Source organism: Cobetia sp. BL01, assembly GCF_056493605.1.
The window spans coordinates 110,616-127,377 of sequence record NZ_JBVBEE010000007.1; the positions used below are offsets into that span (position 1 = coordinate 110,616).

At 62.0% G+C, this 16,762-nt stretch carries 17 protein-coding genes and 1 pseudogene; 11 read left to right on the forward strand and 7 right to left on the reverse strand.

Going from position 1 to position 16,762, the window contains the following annotated elements; all coding sequences use genetic code 11:
• Positions 1-58: 58 nt before the first annotated feature.
• The 7 genes from ACZYGA_RS13150 to ACZYGA_RS13180 all read left to right on the forward strand — a co-directional run bounded on the left by ACZYGA_RS13150 (position 59) and on the right by ACZYGA_RS13180 (position 5,449).
• On the forward strand, positions 59-328 hold the full coding sequence (locus ACZYGA_RS13150; RefSeq protein ID WP_479399327.1) for a putative quinol monooxygenase: 270 nt from the start codon (positions 59-61) through the stop codon (positions 326-328).
• Positions 329-425: 97 nt separating this feature from the next.
• Positions 426-758, forward strand: coding sequence for a glycine betaine ABC transporter substrate-binding protein (locus ACZYGA_RS13155; RefSeq protein ID WP_479399328.1), 333 nt, complete (start codon positions 426-428; stop codon positions 756-758).
• Entirely contained in the window at positions 719-1,153 is a 435-nt protein-coding gene (locus ACZYGA_RS13160; protein WP_404626986.1) for a glycine betaine ABC transporter substrate-binding protein, read from the forward strand. The genes ACZYGA_RS13155 and ACZYGA_RS13160 overlap by 40 nt, the downstream gene beginning before the upstream one ends.
• 124 nt (positions 1,154-1,277) lie before the next feature.
• Positions 1,278-2,468, forward strand: a complete 1,191-nt coding sequence (locus tag ACZYGA_RS13165) for an L-dopachrome tautomerase-related protein (protein WP_479399329.1) — start codon at positions 1,278-1,280, stop codon at positions 2,466-2,468.
• 317 nt (positions 2,469-2,785) lie between these two features.
• Positions 2,786-3,799 (forward strand): zinc-binding alcohol dehydrogenase family protein, encoded by a 1,014-nt coding sequence (locus ACZYGA_RS13170; protein ID WP_404626989.1) that lies wholly within the window; start codon positions 2,786-2,788, stop codon positions 3,797-3,799.
• Between the two features lie 465 nt (positions 3,800-4,264).
• Positions 4,265-4,768 (forward strand): RcnB family protein, encoded by a 504-nt coding sequence (locus ACZYGA_RS13175; RefSeq protein WP_479399331.1) that lies wholly within the window; start codon positions 4,265-4,267, stop codon positions 4,766-4,768.
• A 231-nt stretch (positions 4,769-4,999) separates the two neighbouring features.
• Positions 5,000-5,449, forward strand: coding sequence for an RcnB family protein (locus tag ACZYGA_RS13180; protein ID WP_176503725.1), 450 nt, complete (start codon positions 5,000-5,002; stop codon positions 5,447-5,449).
• 125 nt (positions 5,450-5,574) lie between these two features.
• On the opposite strand, the gene ACZYGA_RS13185 is transcribed toward ACZYGA_RS13180, so the two are convergent.
• The 7 genes and pseudogenes from ACZYGA_RS13185 to ACZYGA_RS13215 form a co-directional block, all read right to left on the reverse strand.
• Complete coding sequence (locus tag ACZYGA_RS13185) at positions 5,575-6,978, reverse strand: amidase (protein ID WP_479399332.1); 1,404 nt, start codon at positions 6,976-6,978, stop codon at positions 5,575-5,577.
• A complete protein-coding gene (locus ACZYGA_RS13190) occupies positions 6,975-7,658 on the reverse strand; it encodes a DUF2848 domain-containing protein (RefSeq protein WP_176503723.1) in 684 nt (227 codons plus the stop codon). Before ACZYGA_RS13190 ends, ACZYGA_RS13185 begins: the two co-directional genes overlap by 4 nt.
• A 113-nt stretch (positions 7,659-7,771) precedes the next feature.
• A complete protein-coding gene (locus tag ACZYGA_RS13195; RefSeq protein ID WP_175090280.1) occupies positions 7,772-9,052 on the reverse strand; it encodes a TRAP transporter large permease in 1,281 nt (426 codons plus the stop codon).
• Positions 9,052-9,657, reverse strand: coding sequence for a TRAP transporter small permease subunit (locus tag ACZYGA_RS13200; RefSeq protein WP_175090279.1), 606 nt, complete (start codon positions 9,655-9,657; stop codon positions 9,052-9,054). Before ACZYGA_RS13200 ends, ACZYGA_RS13195 begins: the two co-directional genes overlap by 1 nt.
• A 164-nt stretch (positions 9,658-9,821) precedes the next feature.
• Positions 9,822-10,868 carry a TRAP transporter substrate-binding protein gene (locus ACZYGA_RS13205; protein ID WP_404626993.1) on the reverse strand — a complete coding sequence of 349 codons (1,047 nt, stop codon included), beginning with the start codon at positions 10,866-10,868 and terminating at the stop codon, positions 9,822-9,824.
• A 92-nt stretch (positions 10,869-10,960) separates the two neighbouring features.
• Positions 10,961-11,674: pseudogene (locus ACZYGA_RS13210) on the reverse strand (putative hydro-lyase); the annotation flags it as partial.
• A 308-nt stretch (positions 11,675-11,982) separates the two neighbouring features.
• The gene (locus ACZYGA_RS13215; RefSeq protein ID WP_175090276.1) at positions 11,983-12,885 is read right to left on the reverse strand and encodes a LysR family transcriptional regulator; all 903 of its coding nucleotides are present in this window, start codon (positions 12,883-12,885) and stop codon (positions 11,983-11,985) included.
• 138 nt (positions 12,886-13,023) lie between these two features.
• Here ACZYGA_RS13215 and ACZYGA_RS13220 point away from each other — a divergent pair, with 138 nt between their 5' ends.
• The 4 genes from ACZYGA_RS13220 (at position 13,024) to dctP (ending at position 16,647) form a co-directional block, all read left to right on the forward strand.
• Positions 13,024-13,209 (forward strand): hypothetical protein, encoded by a 186-nt coding sequence (locus ACZYGA_RS13220; protein ID WP_404626996.1) that lies wholly within the window; start codon positions 13,024-13,026, stop codon positions 13,207-13,209.
• Between the two features lie 114 nt (positions 13,210-13,323).
• Entirely contained in the window at positions 13,324-14,292 is a 969-nt protein-coding gene (locus ACZYGA_RS13225) for a LysR family transcriptional regulator (RefSeq protein ID WP_289864190.1), read from the forward strand.
• Between the two features lie 125 nt (positions 14,293-14,417).
• Positions 14,418-15,293, forward strand: coding sequence for an MBL fold metallo-hydrolase (locus ACZYGA_RS13230; RefSeq protein ID WP_479399333.1), 876 nt, complete (start codon positions 14,418-14,420; stop codon positions 15,291-15,293).
• Between the two features lie 325 nt (positions 15,294-15,618).
• On the forward strand, positions 15,619-16,647 hold the full coding sequence (gene dctP / locus ACZYGA_RS13235) for a TRAP transporter substrate-binding protein DctP (protein WP_479399335.1): 1,029 nt from the start codon (positions 15,619-15,621) through the stop codon (positions 16,645-16,647).
• Positions 16,648-16,762: the final 115 nt, after the last annotated feature.

Here is a 16,762-nt window from a genome sequence, read left to right on the forward strand (position 1 = left end):
GGATGATCACATCGCTTGAGCAACTCAAGCCTTCCTGACACTTCACGGAGTTCCTGCCATGTCCCAGTTGACCATCATCGCCAATATCCACGCCAAGCCGGACCAGATCGAGAAGGTCAAGGCGGCGCTTCTCAAGCTGGTGCCGATCACCCGCGCTGAAGAAGGCTGCCTCACTTACACCCTGCATCAGAACAACGAGAATCCGGCACCTTTCACGAGAACTGGGTCTCGCGTGAACTGTGGCAGCAGCACATGCAGGCACCGCATCTGGAAGAGTACGTGGCAGCGACAGAAGGCGCGGTCACTGAGTTCACCTTGCAAGAGATGACGGCTTTCGCCTGAGGTGTGGGTCCTGGCTTTTCATGGCGGCAACGCCTGACTTGCTCGCTTTCTCCCCCTGCAACGCCCACCCACTCGAGGCTGCCATGACAGACCCTATCCGCATCGGCCATATCGCGCTGTCCTGTCACGAAGCCAGTGCCTGGGAAGTGGCCCGTATTCTCGAAAGTCACGGTCATGACGTCACCTTCACCAGTGCGCCGCACGAAGCGGCCTTCGCGATGCTGGGGCGAGGGGAGATCGACATTCTGGCCTCTGCTTGGCTGCCGTCGAGCCATGAGGCCTATCTGGCACCGATGCTGCACGATGTCGACAAGATCACCGTCCTATATGAACCCTATTGCATCTGGGGGGGCCGGATCATGTGCCGGAAAGTGCCGTGGCAAGCGTCACGGACCTGCTGCGGGAACCGGCGCTGAGCAAGATGGAACCCTTGATCCAGGGCATCAATCCCGGTGCCGGCATCAGCCGCTTCTCGGCCGAGATCATCAAGCAGTACGGCCTGGGCGCAGCCGGGTATGTCTTCCGCACCGGTAGCGAAGCGGAGTGCTTTGATCGCTACGAAGCCGCCGTCGCCGAGGGGCGTTGGGTCGTGGTGCCGCTGTGGCATCCGCAGTTCCTGCATCATCGCTACCGGATTCGCGCCCTCAAGGAGCCCAAGGGGCTTCTGGGTACCCGAGATGACGCCACCCTGGTGGTGCGCAAGGACGCACGTCCGCGTATTGGCGCCGCGGCGCTCAAGGATCTCTCTCAGCTCTACATCGGCAATCCGCGTCTCAGTGAACTGGAAGATGAACTGCGCCGTCGCGCCTGATTCGTCACGTCTGAATCTCTATAACCCCCGGGCGATGACCACGTCATCGTCCAGTCTCTCTATCTCATCTTCATCGACCCTGCCGGCCCGGCGCACAGCGCCAACCGGCGGGCTAGGAGCCCCCATGCCGTTTTCTCGCCTCAAGACTGCCATCTTCATCGCCTCGCTGGGCGTCAGCGCTGCCTCTGCCGTGCAGGCTGATGCCACAACGGCTGAAGCCTCCGCCGACAACCACCAGAGCGCCGCAGCCAGTGCCTGGAGCCACGCGACCCTCAGTACCTTTGCCGAGTACTCGGACACCCGCCCCGGCAATATCACCTTCACGCCGGATGGCCGCCTGATCATGTCCCAGCAGCCACTCGATGCACCGGCACTGCGCGTGGTCGAGATCACCCAGGACGGCAAGCGTGTGCCATTCCCGACTCTGGATTGGGCCGATGGCCCGGCAGAAGGTGAGGTCGGCATCGCGTCAATCATCGGCGTACATTCCGATCGTCAGGGCGTGGTGTGGATGCTCGACATGGGCAGTCAGGACAGTGCGCCCAAGCTGGTGGGCTGGGATACCCGCAGTGATTCGCTCAAGAAGGTGATCCCGCTTGGGGGAGACAGCGTGCTGCCGATCTCCTTCCTACAGGATTTCGTCATCGATGAAAGGCGCGGCAAGATCTATATCGCGGACATGACCTTCACTGCCCCCGCCTCCCACATGAAACCGGCCTTCGTGGTGGTGGATATCGCCAGTGGCAAGACGCGCCGTGTGCTGCAGAGCGATGAAAGGCTGATGCCGGTGGCGCATGACATGGTCATTAATGGGCGTCTGATGGCGGCCAAGGGCGATGGTGATGGCGAGGGAGAGCAGAGTGGCGAGCCGAAGCCCTGGTACCTGGGATTGAACGCCATCGCCTTCGACCCGGCAGAAGACGTCGTGTATTTCGGTGGCGTGAATGGCAGTGATATCTATCGTCTGCCGGCGGCTGAGCTGGCCGATGACACTGCCACGGAGGCGGAGCTGTCGCGCGCCATCACGCATTACGCCACCAAGCGTCCCAATGATGGCTTCATCTTCGACGCCAGTCGCGGCGGCATCATCGCCGGTGACGTAGAGCACAATGCGCTGACCTTCTCTTCTCCCGAAGGCATGTCGGTCATTGCCCAGGATGATGAGCGTCTGCGCTGGCCGGATGGCTTCGCCTTCGCGCCCGATGGCAGCCTCTACCTCACCACCAATCAGCTGAATGCTCACCCGGCGCTCAATCAGGGTGTCGATGGCAGCGACAAGCATTACTACCTGCTCAAGCTGACACCCGCCAACTGACAGGCTCTGCTTGCGGCAGGCGAAGGGCTTGTCTGGCCAGTCCTTCGCCCTGTCTTGCCTGTCAGCGTATTTCCCCAACGCAGGACGTGTCTGATGACCGTCCTGCGTTGTCGCCTCTTGCCTCTGTAGCCGACGACCCGCTGGCGTCTCCCTGGAGGCAACCCGCAAACTCGCTGCTCATTATCCGCTTTATCCGGATTAACTTTGCGGATATGGGTCGTTTTTACGCTCAGCCCATGGAGTTAGCATGGTGTCATCGCTTCACGGCAAAGCCATTCAGCGCTGCCGTAACTGACATGATCTCAGGAGAGACTTTGATGAAAGCCATTGGTTACTACACTGCCGGTTCCATCGATCGTGATGATGCCCTGGTCGATATCGAATTGGACACACCGGTCGCCACCGGTCACGACCTGCTGGTCAAGGTTGCCGCTGTCTCGGTCAACCCGGTGGACTACAAGATCCGCGAAAGCCGCGAGCCGGCCGCAGGCGAAGCTGCCGTCATCGGGTGGGACGCCGTAGGGGAAGTCGTCGCCGTCGGTGACAAGGTCACTTCCTTCGCCGCAGGTGACAAGGTCTGGTATGCCGGCGATATCACCCGCGCCGGTACCAACAGCGAATTCCATCTGGTGGATGAGCGCATCGTCGGTCATGCGCCCAGGTCCGTTGAGGTCCATGAGGCGGCTGCGCTGCCGCTGACCACGCTGACCGGCTTCGAGATGCTCTTCGATCGCCTGCGTGTCACCGAGCCGGTACCCGGCGCTGCACGTGCCATCCTGATCATCGGCGGGGCTGGTGGCGTGGGCTCCATCACCATCCAGCTGCTGCGCGCACTGACGGATCTGACCATCATTGCCACCGCGTCACGTCCAGAAACCCAAGCGTGGGTCACGTCGCTGGGCGCGCATCACGTCATCGACCACAGCCAGCCGTTGCCGGCGCAGATCGAGGCATTGGGCATCGGTGCACCGGCCTTCGTGTTCTCGACCAATTTCTCCGAGCACTACGCACCGCAAGTGGCTGAGTTGATCGCGCCGCAGGGGCGTTTCGGCATGATCGATGATCCGCAGACCCTCGATGTGGTGCCGTTCAAGGGCAAGGCCGTGTCCATCCACTGGGAGCTGATGTTCACTCGCTCACTGTTCACCACCGCTGATATCGCGCGTCAGGGCGAGATCCTCACCAAGGTGGCGGGCCTGCTGGACACTGGCAAGATCACCTCCACGGCAACGGAGACCTTCGGCACCATCAATGCCGAAAATCTCAAGCGCGCACATGCCTTGCTGGAAAGCGGCAAGGCCAGGGGCAAGATCGTGCTTGAAGGCTTCTGATCGAACCCACTGCTGAGGCGGTGAAGTGAAAGGCGTGCGGCCGGGCAACAGGTCGCACGCCTGTGTCTGGGAGAGGGGCTGCCAATATCCTGGTCAGCGACGAGCGCCGGGCATCGCTGGCGCATGAAGGTGCGCAGGCCATCGTACACGGCAACCCTTGGCTCCCTGACCGCCTCACGGGGTGAGTCGAGACGGTGGCGGCAGTACGTTGCCGAGATCCCGGGGATCACCTCTCATCTGGGTCAGATGGGCGATATCTGGCGTCAAGTGCTTGTCAGGCATATAAAAGATCGTTCCGATGAGAGTTATCCGACCGCACATTGCGCTGCTGACGCGTTATGCTGAGAGGGGAGAACAGGGGGCCTGACACATCGCTTCCCGGGACCACTCATGGTTGTCTGAGCCGGGCTCAGGGCGCCAGAGGCATACAGCCTGACGAGGAGACAAGACATGAACAGGTGGTCATTGACGGGGCTGACTCTGGCGTTGGCGTTGTTGGGTGCCTCGGTGGTGCAGGCCGAGGCCGCGGATGACGGCAAGAGTCATGAAGAGCAGCTCAAGAAGAAGCACGAAGCGCTAGAAGGGCAGGCCAAGGCTGAACGCGTTCAGGCCGAGCAGATGCATGAGCTGAAGCAGATTCAGAAACAACGCCAGGCTGTAGAAGCGCAGGCGGACAAGGCGGTTGCGGACAAGGCTGTCCCGACCAAGGCCGTTGCGGACAAGGCCGCCCCGGAGACTCCTCCGGCAGGAAAGTCCGATGCGAAGGCAGCGTCACCTGGGCCTCTGCTCAGACGTGGCGGTCAGTTGCCCGATGCCTTGGCATCTGACAAGGCGCTCTGGGTGGAGGACTGGCAGCGACATCAGCTACCCGAACCTAGCGCAGGTCAGCGCTGGCTCCAGCTTCGCAGCGGATTCGTCCTGACGGATATTCAGAGCGGCACCATTGAAGAGATACTGCTTGGGCCGTGAACCGCACTTCTGACATGGCACCCGTAACAGGATCTCGTCGTGTTGCGTGGTACCTCTGTCGGTAAGTCGCGACATCTGTGGGTATCTTGGCGACAAATTCGGTCACATTGTCGGGAAACGTGAAGAAATCTGCGCAGACTTGCAGAGTGCAGCGTAAGTCATCAAAATTAAGGAACAGTGTTTTCTAATTCCCGGTGTTGAACGTGCCCGGGCATGACGAGGAGATCGAAGATGCGCAACCGCACCCTGACAGTCTGCAGCATGGTGATTGCCCTGATGAGCGCCTCCGTCGCGCAGGCGGCTCCTGATGATCGTGATGATCGTGGGCAAGGCCAGCATCAGCAGCAACGCAAGCACTCTCAAGGTAATCAGCAAGGTAATCAGCAAGGCAACCATCAAGGCAATCAGCAAGGTCAGAAGCACCAGGCCAAGCAGCAACATGCAGCGCAAGGACACGGCAAGGCCCGTGCGGGGCATCATTCCGCTGGGCCCCAGCACTGGAAGCGGGGCGACCACGTCTCGCGCGATTATTACGGCAACAAGCGTTACTGGGTAAGTGACTGGAAGGCACACCACCTGTCCCGGCCGCCGGAAGGGCATCGCTGGTTGAATGTGGATGGCCGCTACGTTCTGACGGCCGTCGCGACCGGTGTGATCACGGCGATCATTCTCAATCAGTGATGCCGCCTGGACTGACAGTCCACTGACCACGCCATGGCATCGCACAATGAAAACCGTGTCATGGAAAAGGGGCCTCCAGATGGAGGCCCCTTTTTTTCGTCTTGCGGTCAGCCGGGACAGCATCATCAGGCCAGCAGTGTCTCCAGCGCCTGGGCGACGCGCAGCAGCGCCACATCCTGGCCCTGGGGGCGTGACAGCATCAGGCCCAGCGGTTCCTCGTTCTGTGGTGCCGGCGCGGGAATCGAGATCGAGCTGGCATCCAGATAGTTGAAGACGCTGGTGTTGCGCAGCGCACGCTTGTTGAGCTGGGCAAACAGCGCGCCATCCTGCTCCAGCAGGTCACGACGCGGGGCACGCATGGCCACGGTCGGCATCAGCACCGCATCGACATCCTGCACCTGCTGGGCGAAGCGTTGCTGGATGGCGGTGCGCGGCCACAGGCGCGCCAGATACTCGCTGGCCGTGATGTCACGCCCGCCATTCAAGCGTTCGGCGATCAGCGGATCATACTGATCTTCATGGGCAGCCAGCAGTTCGTGATGCACGGCGGCCGCTTCCGGAATGACCAGGCCGCCGCGCTGATTGATGGCGTAAGCGGCCTCGATGGCCTCGACCGGCGCACGCTGGAGGCGAACACCCAGCCCCTCGAGTCGTTCCAGCAGGGCGGCGAAGTCGGCGGCTACATCGGCGTCCACTTCACTGACCAGCTCGCTCTCCGGCACCAGCAGCGTCAGCGGGCGAGTGAGGGGCGTCGGGTCAGCGACCTCACCGCTCAGGACTTCCCACAGCGTGCGACAGCAGGCGACGCTGGGCGCGATGGGGCCGATACAGTCCAGGCTCGGTGACAGCGGAAAGGCGCCATCTCCCGGCACGCTGGCCTGTGACGGCTTGAAGCCCGTCAGCCCACAGAAGGCCGCCGGAATCCGCAGCGAGCCGCCGGTATCGCTGCCCAGGGTCGCCGCGGCCAGCCCGAAGGCGACGGAGGCCGCACCGCCGGAGGTCGAACCGCCGGTGATGCGCTTGCCATCGAAGGGGTTGGGCGGCGTGCCGACGTGCGGGTTGAGGCCAAGACCAGAAAACGCGAACTCGCTCATGCTGGTGCGACCGGCGTGCAGAATGCCGGCGGCTTTCAGGCGGCTCAGCGCCGGAGCGTCCTGGTCGGCTGGGTGACTATCTGCCAGTGCGCGCGAGCCTGCCAGCGTCGTCATGCCGGCCTCATCGAAGAGATCCTTGATCGAGACAGGGACCCCTCCCAGCGGCAACGACGTCGCAGCCGCCTTGGGTTGCTGCTGGGCCGCTGCCTGCGCGCTCATGACCGCGTCATCGCGGCTGATGATGCTGTGGCTGGCGGTCTCGCCCAGGGCCTGATGGCGCTCGGCAAGCACCGTGGCAGTCTGCTCGGGACCGAAACTGCCTGCCTGATAGGCGGCCAGCAGCTGAGTCAACGTACGCTGGCGGGGCGAGCGCGCCCAGAATTCACGGGCGTTGTCCATCTTCACGCGCTCAGCGCTCATGCCTTCATCACTCATGCCACCACCTCAAGTTCTTCCACCTCGTAACGGTGCTCGATGCGACGACCCGTCTGCGGGTCGATCAGGCGCATGGTAAAGCTCGGGCTGGGGCGGATGCCACCGATCGCCGGCACGGTACCGCACAGCAGCACGCTGTTGGGGGCCAGGCTGCCATCCTTGGCGATGGCGGCGGGCAGGCGCTCCATCAGAGTGGCGACCGGCAGCAGCTCGGCGAGGGTGCCCTGCTGGTAGCGCACGGTCTTGCCGGCGTCCTCGATCTCGCTCTCGATCTCGAGGCTGTCCCAGTGATCGATGACCTCACTGAGCTTCCAGGCGTGGCGGGCAATCGGCTTGGCGCACAGCTGCTTGGATTCGGCGACGCCGACGGCTTCGAGCTTGCGGTCGGTGTGATCCGAGGCAATCGTCACCCACAGAGTGCCCTCGGCGTCGCTGACCAGACAGGTCTCGACCTCACCGGAGCCTTCGCCGCCGAGCATCGCGACCTGAGAGGCCTGGGTCAGCGTCTCGCGGCTCACGCGGTAGAACAGCGGAGTCTGGGAGGGCGGTGCCACACCCAGCAGCTTGAGCTCGTCGATATGGTGCTGCACGCCTTCCTGGTCGCGTCCGGCCCAGCCGGCAATCGCGACGCGCTGGATATCAAGGGTGAATTCGCCGTTGTCATGGGTAAAGGTCAGCATGGTTTATCGCTCCGTTATCGGGGTTGTCGTTGTTCTTTGAAAAATTCTTGAATGAACGGTGTGGCGCCAATGACACCTGCCGGCTTGCCAGCAGGTGCCAGGCTAGAGCAGGTTTACAGTGCCGAAGGCAGCCACAGCGCGATCTGCGGGAAGGCCACCAGCAGCGCTGCCATCACCAGCATCGCGCCCAGATACGGCAGGGTGCCGATGATGACGTCGGCGAAGGCTTCGCCACGCCGTGAGGCCTGCACGATGTAGAGATTCAAGCCGACTGGCGGGGTGATCAGCGCCAGCTCGACGAACAGGATCATCACGATGCCGAACCACACCTTGTCGTAACCGGCCGCGACGATCAGCGGGGTGACGATGGGAATGGTGATGACCATCAGCGACAGGGTCTCGATGAAGAAGCCGAGCACGATGAACAGCGCGATCACCGCCATCAGCAGCGCGAAGGGACCCAGGTCATAGGCTTCGAGCAGGCCGGTGACCTGCTGGACCATGCCGGAGGACGCCAGCGCAAAGTTGAGGAAGGAGGCCGCCATGATGATGAACAGGATCATCGAGGTGGTCTTGACGGTGCCGTCCAGCGCGCGGCTGATCATCGAGAGGTTCAGCGAGCGGTTGATGGCGGCGAGACCCAGTGAGGCCAGCACGCCGATGGCGGCGGCTTCGGTGGGCGTCGCCCAGCCAAGATAGATGGAGCCGACGATGACGATGAACAGCACCAGCAGCGGCAGCAGGAACGACAGGCTCTTGAGGCGGGTGCTCCAGCTCGCGCTCTTGCGCGGGCCGCCCAGCGATGGCTTCCAGACACACAGCAGCAGCGAGGCCAGCATGAACAGCGCTGCCAGGCCGAGGCCCGGTACCAGACCGGCCATGAACAGCTTCGGGATGGAGGTCTCGGTCAGGAAGCCATAGACGATCAGGTTGATCGACGGCGGGATCAGGATGCCGAGGGTGCCGCCCGCGGCGATGCTGCCGCAGAACAGCTTGGGGTCGTAGCCGAGCTTCTTGCCCTGGGGGAGTGCCACGGTCGAGACCGTCGCCGCTGTGGCTACCGAGGAGCCGGAGGTCGCCGAGAACAGCGCCGAGGTGGTGATGTTGGCGTGCAGCAGACCGCCCGGCAGCCACGACAGCCAGTGGTCCATGGCGCGGTAAGCCTTCTCGGCGATGCCGGCGCGCACGATGATCTCGCCCATCAGCACGAACAGCGGAATCGCGATCAGCAGGAAGGAGTCCGTGGCAGACCACAGGTTCTGGCCCAGCGCCTTGGTCAGCGGGAAGAAGGAATAGAACTGGTCGATCCCGAAGGCGAGCAGGAAGAGGGTGACCGCAACGGGAATGCCGGCCAGCAGCAGGGTGAGGATACCTACCGAAAGAAAGCCCAACATCAGCGTGTCTCCTTGGTCGTGGAGGCCGCCTGGGCCAGAGCCCCTTCGCTTTCTCCGTGATCGGGGCCGGCCAGTGTCTCCAGCGTGGTGGTATCACGCAGACAGGCGGCAACGAGAACGCGCAGTCCCAGCACGCTGGTGGTGATCGCGAACCAGGCGTAACCGGACAGCCACAGCAGCTGCGGAATCCACAGCGGCGTCGCCAGCGGGGTATTGGCGGTGGAGCCGTTGCTCAACGACTTGCCGAGCACCGGCCAGGCATTGATCAGGATCACCCAGGCCACCAGGTTCAGCGCCAGCATCGCGAGGATATCCAGGGTGTGGCGCGAGAAGGCCGGCAGCTTGCCATGCACGACATCGATACGGATGTGGGCACGCTCCATCAGGGTGTGGGACAGACCCCACGCCGAGAGCATCGCCAGCACATAGCCGGCATATTCGTGCACGCCGGGCAGCGGATGATTGAACAGTTGGCGCATGAGGATTTCCGCGCCGATGAAGACCACGACGGCCAGCAGCAACAGGCCCATCAGGCGTGCGGCGTGGCGCGATATCGCACGTGTCAGGGACACGAGGATATCGAGTGCGTGAAGGAAGGAGTTCATGAGTCTGGTCCTGCTGGGGCGGTGAACGACGCTGATCCGTGCCAATCAGGCGAGGTGCGGGCGTTCAGCGCCGTGTCTCTGGGGAGCATGTCTGCCGTGTCCGGGCAGGGCGGGGCTATCGGCCCCTGCTCGCGAACAGCCCTTCGCGAGCAGGGGCCGTTGGATCACTCCGCGGTGGCGGTCAGGCCGACGACCTTGCCGACACTCTCGTTCCAGGCCGTGCGCGTCTCTGCATCGACACGTGCCGCCCAGGCAGGCAGGACGGTGTCTTCAAGCGCCGCACGTGCGCGTTTGGCATCGTCATCGCTGAAGTCGACCAGCGTCATGTCGGCGCTCTTGCCCAGCGGGCAATCGCCTTCGCCAGTCAGACAGGCCACGCCACGCGCGGTCTCGCCACGCGCGTTTTCCCACACCGGCGCGGTGAATTCGCTGTCCACCTGTTGCTGGATCAGCGTCTGGCTATCAGCTCTCAGGCTCTGCCACTTGTCCTGATTGATGGCGGTGATCACGTAATCCCAGCCGCCCAGCGGCAGCGGCATCAGGTGGCTGGAGACTTCGTGCCAGCCGGCGCTGTAGCCGGAGAGCGAACCGGTGACGGCGCAGTCGATCACGCCACGTTCCAGGGAGCCCGGCACCTCGTTGAAGGCGATGTTGAGGCTCTGCGCGCCCAGCGCCTCGATGAACTCACCGGTGGAGCGGCCACTGGCACGTACCTTCTTGTCCTTCAAACCATCTAGCCCTTCGATCGGGGTATTGCAGAACAGTACCTGGGCCGGATACGGCACGATCGCCAGTACATGGCTGTTGAAGCGCTTGTTCATGGCGGATTCGGCCAGTGGGCGGAAGGCTTCGGCAACCTTATGGGCCTCCTCGGCCGTCGGAGCCATCATCGGCAGATCCAGGCCTTCGAGTTCCGGCGCGTCCGACACGGTGTAATCCGCCACGGTCATGCCGACATCGAAGACGCCATCGCCCAGGTAGCGATAGACGTCGGAGCCGGGAATGCCCATCTGGTCTAAGGTGGTCACCTGGGTGCTGAGCTCACCGCTGCTGGCAGCTGGCAACGTCTCGCTCCAGAAGGGCTTCTCGAACTGACGGTTGAGCTCAAGGCTGCTCCAGCTACCTACCACGTTGAGGGTGTCGGCAGCATTGGCGCTACCGGTAGCGGCGAGCGCGAGACCAAGGGTGGAGAGGGCAAAACGTGTCTTCATGGGAGTCACCATTGTTGTTGTGCATCTGGTGTTATCGAAAGAATCTGACGGTCTTGTCTGTTGCGGAGCAGGTCCGTGGCTCCCACAAGCAGTCATCCGTATTTGAGGCGATGATTGGGGATATCGGTGATCAGCATGTGGCCCGGGCTGTGTGCGATGGCCAACGGCAGGCGCGCATTCTCCAGCGCCAGTTGTGGCGTGACGCCACAGGCCCAGAACACCGGCAGGTCGTCTGTCTCAAGCGTAGGTGCATCGCCGAAGTCGGGGGTGTTGATATCGGAAATGCCGATCAAGGCGGGGTCACCCAGATGGACGGGCGCGCCGTGTACGCGGGGCATGTCAGTGGTGATCTGGATGGCGCGAATGGCATGCGCCGCCGACATCGGGCGCAGGGACACCACCAGATTGCCGTGGAAACGTCCGGCATTGATCAGCGGAATGTTGGTGCGATACATCGGCACGTTGCGCTTCAGGCGCGCATGGCGAACCTCGACGCCTTCGTTGAGCAGCGCTTCTTCAAACGAGAACGAGCAACCGATGGAAAACGCCACGAAATCGTCCTGCCACAGGGCGGCGATATCCGTGCGCGTTTCTTCACGCTTGCCGTGACGGTAGATGTGATAGGCGGGCAAGTCATGACGCAGGTCGATGTTCTCACCGAGCCCTGTCGGGACGGGAGAACCGACGGCCGTGACATCCAGCAACGGGCAGGCCTTGGGATTGGCCTGGCAGAATTGCAGAAATTCGCCGGCAGCCTCGGCTGGCAGAATGATCAGGTTGGTCTGGGCAAAGCCTGCAGCGATACCGCTGGTGTGGCTGGCTCAATGACCGCTGCGGATCTGCTCGCGCGCCTCGCAGGGGGACGACGCGGCACTGAGAAGTGTCTGGGGCATCGTGGGGGCTTCTTGTGAAGTTGTTGTTGTCTGTCTTCACCATAAGAAGCGCACCCGGATAAATCCAATCGATTTTTATCGAGTCAATACATCGGAAATTCCTTTCATGTGGTGTGTGAAATGGCCCGTCGCAGGCCCGTGAGATGTGAGCGAGACAGGAACAGCGGGAGCAGGAACAGGAACATGAGGAATACGAGAGCGTCGTGGGCAGACAGCGATGCTCAGGACAGGCGTGAATGAGCCTCCTGATCCTGGCGGGCTATCTCGATGGCAAGCTCGCAGACCCCTTCGGCGAGGGCGCTTTCCATGTGGGTCGGCCAGGAGGCGGTGAAGGTCAGTTCGGGGAGGTCGCAGGGCAGGCTGAGCAGGGTGCCCTGGCGGATTTCCTCGGCGACGATGCGCGGCGGGATGGCGCCGACGCCGAGGCCATCCAGCGTCATGCGCACGATGGTCCATAGCGAGCTTGAACAATGCAGCTTCACGTCATCGAGTCCCATCTGATGCAGCATGGAGCCAAGTTCATGGTGCGGCCGGCTGTTGCGGGCAAATGAGATCAGCGGCAGAGCATTCAAGCGTCGCAAGGAGAAGTTGTCTTCGGTGAAGCCCAGCGCGGGGCTGATCACGAAGCCCATCGTGTAGCTGCAGAGAAACCGATTGAGCACACTCTCTGCCGTTACCGGCCCCATCAGAAAGGCGAGGTCGATATCGCCGGCGGTGAGCATGGCGGCGAGTCCCGGGGAGCTATCGACCTCGAGTTCCAGGGTGAGGTCCGGGTAGCGGCGCGCCAGTTCGGCCAGAAAGCCGGGCAGCCAGCTATGGGCGACGGTCTCGACGACACCCAGTCGCAGCACGCCCTGGAAGGGCGTATTTAACTCCATCATGGATAGCGCTTTCTGGCGCGCTTCCAGCAGCGCCTCGGCGTGGCGATAGAATTCGCGCCCCTTGAGCGTCGGCTGTACCGGTCGGCGAGTGCGCTCCAGCAGACGGGTTTCCAGAGTGGTTTCCAGCTTGTTGATACGTTCGGAAATCGAGGGCTGGGTCAGATGCAGGTGCTGGGCGGCCAGCCGGAACGATCCCAAGCGGGTGATCCACACGAAGGCTTCCACTTCCTTGAAATCGAACATGGCCAGATCCTGTCTCAATGGATGATGCACCCCTGGGCCCACACTATCATTCGCTGAGAAATTGCGTTCTCTGTTGCTTGTGTTCCGGTACGATGTGAGGCATCAAGAGATGGTTGATTTTCATGAAAAGGAATGATGATGAAGACTAGTATGCGACTTGTCAGCCTGGTGATGTTGAGCGCCCTTGTAATGGCAGGGTGCAGTTATACACCGGCGCGGATCGATGCCGAACCCATTATCGAGATCGGTGATGGACACCATGACCACAAGCGTGGAGGCGGCGACTTCTGTCCGCCCGGGCAGGCCAAGAAAGGCAACTGCTGATCACGTCGAACTACAAGGAGCCGCCCAAGCGGCTCCTTTTTCGTTGTCGATCACTTCACGATATGGGCCTCTGGAGTCGCTTGAACTGCAGGGATATCCTGAGTGATCCGAGTCTTGCCTCTTCCTCCACTGCTGCTGGCGGGTACTGTCTCCATGCTCAATCCCAAGGCGTTGACGGCGCTGAATGAAATCATCCGACGAGGTTCATTGCGCCGCGCGGCCAGACACTTGAATCTCGACCCTTCCGCCGTCAGCCGCCAGATCAAGCAGCTGGAAGAAGAGGTGGGTGTCGCGCTGTGCGAGCGCAGCGAGACGGGCATGCGTGCGACCCAGGCCGGGGTGTTGCTGCTGGATCATTTCCATCGTCAGCAGGCGGCGGAGGCCGCAGCGCTCTCGCAGCTGAGTGCCCTGCAGGGGCTGCGTAGCGGTGAAGTGCGAATCGCGGTGGGCGAGGGCTTCATCGCCGATCTGATCTCGCTGCCCTTGCAGAGCTTCATGGCCCGCCATCCTGGCATCGAGGTCGTGGTGCGCATGGCGGGGGTGAATGAGGCGACCGAGCTGTTGCGCGACTTCGAGGTGGATATCGCGCTTCTCTACGCCCCGCCGGTAGACCCGATTCTCTGCTGTCATGTGGAGACCTGCCAGCCGTTGGACCTGATCGTGCCGGCGGCACATCCGCTGCTCGAGATCGGCAAGCCATTGACGCTCGCACAGGTGGCGGATTGGCCACTGGCATTGATCGACGAGTGCACCGGCATGCGCCAGATGGTGAATCAGGCGGCGCAGCAGGAGCGGGTCTCACTGCGTGCGCAATTGCGCACCAATTCCGTCTCGGTGCTCAAGAACTTCGTGCGCTCGGGAATCGGTGTCACCTTCATGCCCGAGCTCAGCGTGGTGGAGGAGTTGCGGCGTGGCGATATCTGCCTGCTGCCGATGCAGCATCCGGCCCTGGCACAGACCCGCGCGCAGATGTGTACGCGGCGCGGGCGTGAGATGACGGTGGCCGTCGAGGCCTGCCTTACCCACCTGCAGCAGGGATTGCGGTTCTTCACCGCAGACGCGCCGCGCCTGCTCGGCAAGTGACACCCGCTGGACAGCGCCGCGAGTGGGTCAATCCTCGGCGCATCCAGTCTTGACGGCTTCTCGTATCAGAGTCTGGGCATAGTGATATCTCACGACAACAACACCTGATGCGAGGATTTCCTCCGATGCTGAGCCCCCTCAAGACACTACTGGCGCTGGCAGCGCTTCCTTTCAGTCTGCAGGCCCAGGCCTATGAGATAGAACCTCTCGGAGAGGGGCTCTATCGCTTCATCGATGATCGCCACCGCTCCGTGTTCATGATCACCGATCAGGGCGCGCTGGTGACGGACCCGATGAATCACGCTGCGGCGAGCTGGTTGAACAACGAGATCAAGCAGCGCTTCGACACTCCGGTTCGCTATGTGGTGTATAGCCACAACCACAGTGATCACATCTATGGCGGCGAGGTCTTCGACACGCCGGATACCACCTTCATCGCGCACCGGCTGGCAGCTCAGGATATCGCCAATACCCGGGCGAAGGCCGTACCGCCGGATCTCGTCTTCGAGGATGAAATGACCTTGCGACTGGGCGGCAAGGAAGTCCAGCTGCGGTATCACGGCCCGAATGACGGGCGCGGGTCGATCAGCATGTACTTCAAGGACCACACCACGATGTTCGTGGTCGACTGGATCGTCATCGGACGCATGCCGTGGCAGAAGCTCTGGAGCTATGACATCCAGGGCATGATCAACTCGACGCGTGAAGTGCTGGAATATGACTTCGATACCTTCGTTGGCGGGCATGCCGAGATCGGTGATCACGCCGATGTCGAACGCTACCTGACCTATCTGGAGTCACTGTATTCTCAGGTGACGGAGGGCATTCTCGCCGGCAAGTCACTGGAGCAGATCCAGCAGGAGGTCGATCTCTCCGAGTACAGGGATCTGGCTCAGTATGAGGAGTGGGTCGGTCTCAATATCGAGGGCGTACATGAACGCCTGATGGAAGAGTCCGGTATGGGTTGGCGCAGTGATCTCAAGGGGGAGCATGCCCACTGACGATGTAGCGCCTCGTCAAGCCCTGCTTCGATCAGCACAGCCTCGCCGTGTCATTGAAATGGCCCCGAAAACTCCGGTTTGCGGGGCCATCCTGGTCTTTGGGTGCGTCAGGTCTGTGGGAACGCCAAGCCAGATTTGGGCTTGTCTGGTCCAGTAGGTGTGGACGAAAAAACAACACCTGCATGATTGATTAGTCTACAGCGACAACGCTACTTTCGACGTGTGGGAGCAACGCTCGATATTTGGCTGGCCACAGTGCCATACCCCAGAACGGCGCTTCTCCGCCGCATACAACAGATATCTACAACAACAAAAGGGAATCCACATGACCTTGTCCAAGACATCTCTGCTGCGCAAGACGCTTACCGGTTCCACTCTGGCGCTCAGCCTGCTGGCGGCCAGCGTGCAGGCCCAGAGCATCAACCTCAGCTACAACGGTGCACCGGATGCCGACAAGAATGCCGTGCACGTCTTTGCCAGCAACCTGAAGACACTGGTGGAAGAGAAGACCGATGGCGAGCTGGAACTCAAGCTCTATCCCAACAGCATGCTGGGTGAAGAGCAGGAACGCATGGAGCAGGTGATCAGCTCGCCGAGTCTGAACATCGCCTCCTTCGCGGGCATGGCCCCCATCGTGCCGGAAGTCTATGTCAGCGCCACGCCGTTCATGTTCGACGGCTTTGAGGATGCCCGCCGTTTCTTCGATGAAGGTCAGTACTGGCAGCAGGTGCAGAAGCTGTTCAGCGAGCGCGCCAATGGCGCCGAGATTCTGGCCGTCGTGGAGGAGGGGGGCTTTCTGGCCTTTACCAACGACAAGCGTCCGATCACCAGCCCCGATGACTTCGAGGGGCTTCGCTTCCGCGCCATGGACCCGAGCCAGGTAGCGCTCTATGAGGCCTTCGGCGCCTCGGGTACGCCGATTCCGTGGACGGAAGTCTACATGGCGCTGCGCACCGGGGTGGCGGATGGTCAGATGAACCCGCCTATGTACATCCTGCTGGGCAGTCTGCAGGAAGTGCAGAAGTACCTGACGCTGGCCAACATCCAATACTCGGATCAGTTCCTGGTCGCCAATGGTCAGCTGCTCGAGAGCCTGTCTGACGAAGAGCGCACCGCACTGCTCGAGTCAGTCAAGGAAGCCAATGCCCAGGCCCGTCAGGACAACCAGAGCCAGGTCGAGTCACGCATCGCCTTGCTTGAAGAGCAGGGCATGGAAGTGATCCGCCCGAGCGAGGCAGACCTCGAGGCGTTCCGCAGCAAGGGCCAGCCAGCCTACCTCGAGTGGCTCAAGAGTCAGGACATCGCACCAGAGCTGATCGATACCGCGATGAAGGATGCCGGTCTCTCTTCATGAGGGGCATGTGAGGCGCGCGGTTTCCACAGCGAAGTGCCCGGGCGCCTCTCGACGTCAGCGCCTCTCGACGTGAGAGAGCCCTGGGCCTGATGAGCTGATGGTGCAGTTCCCCCGT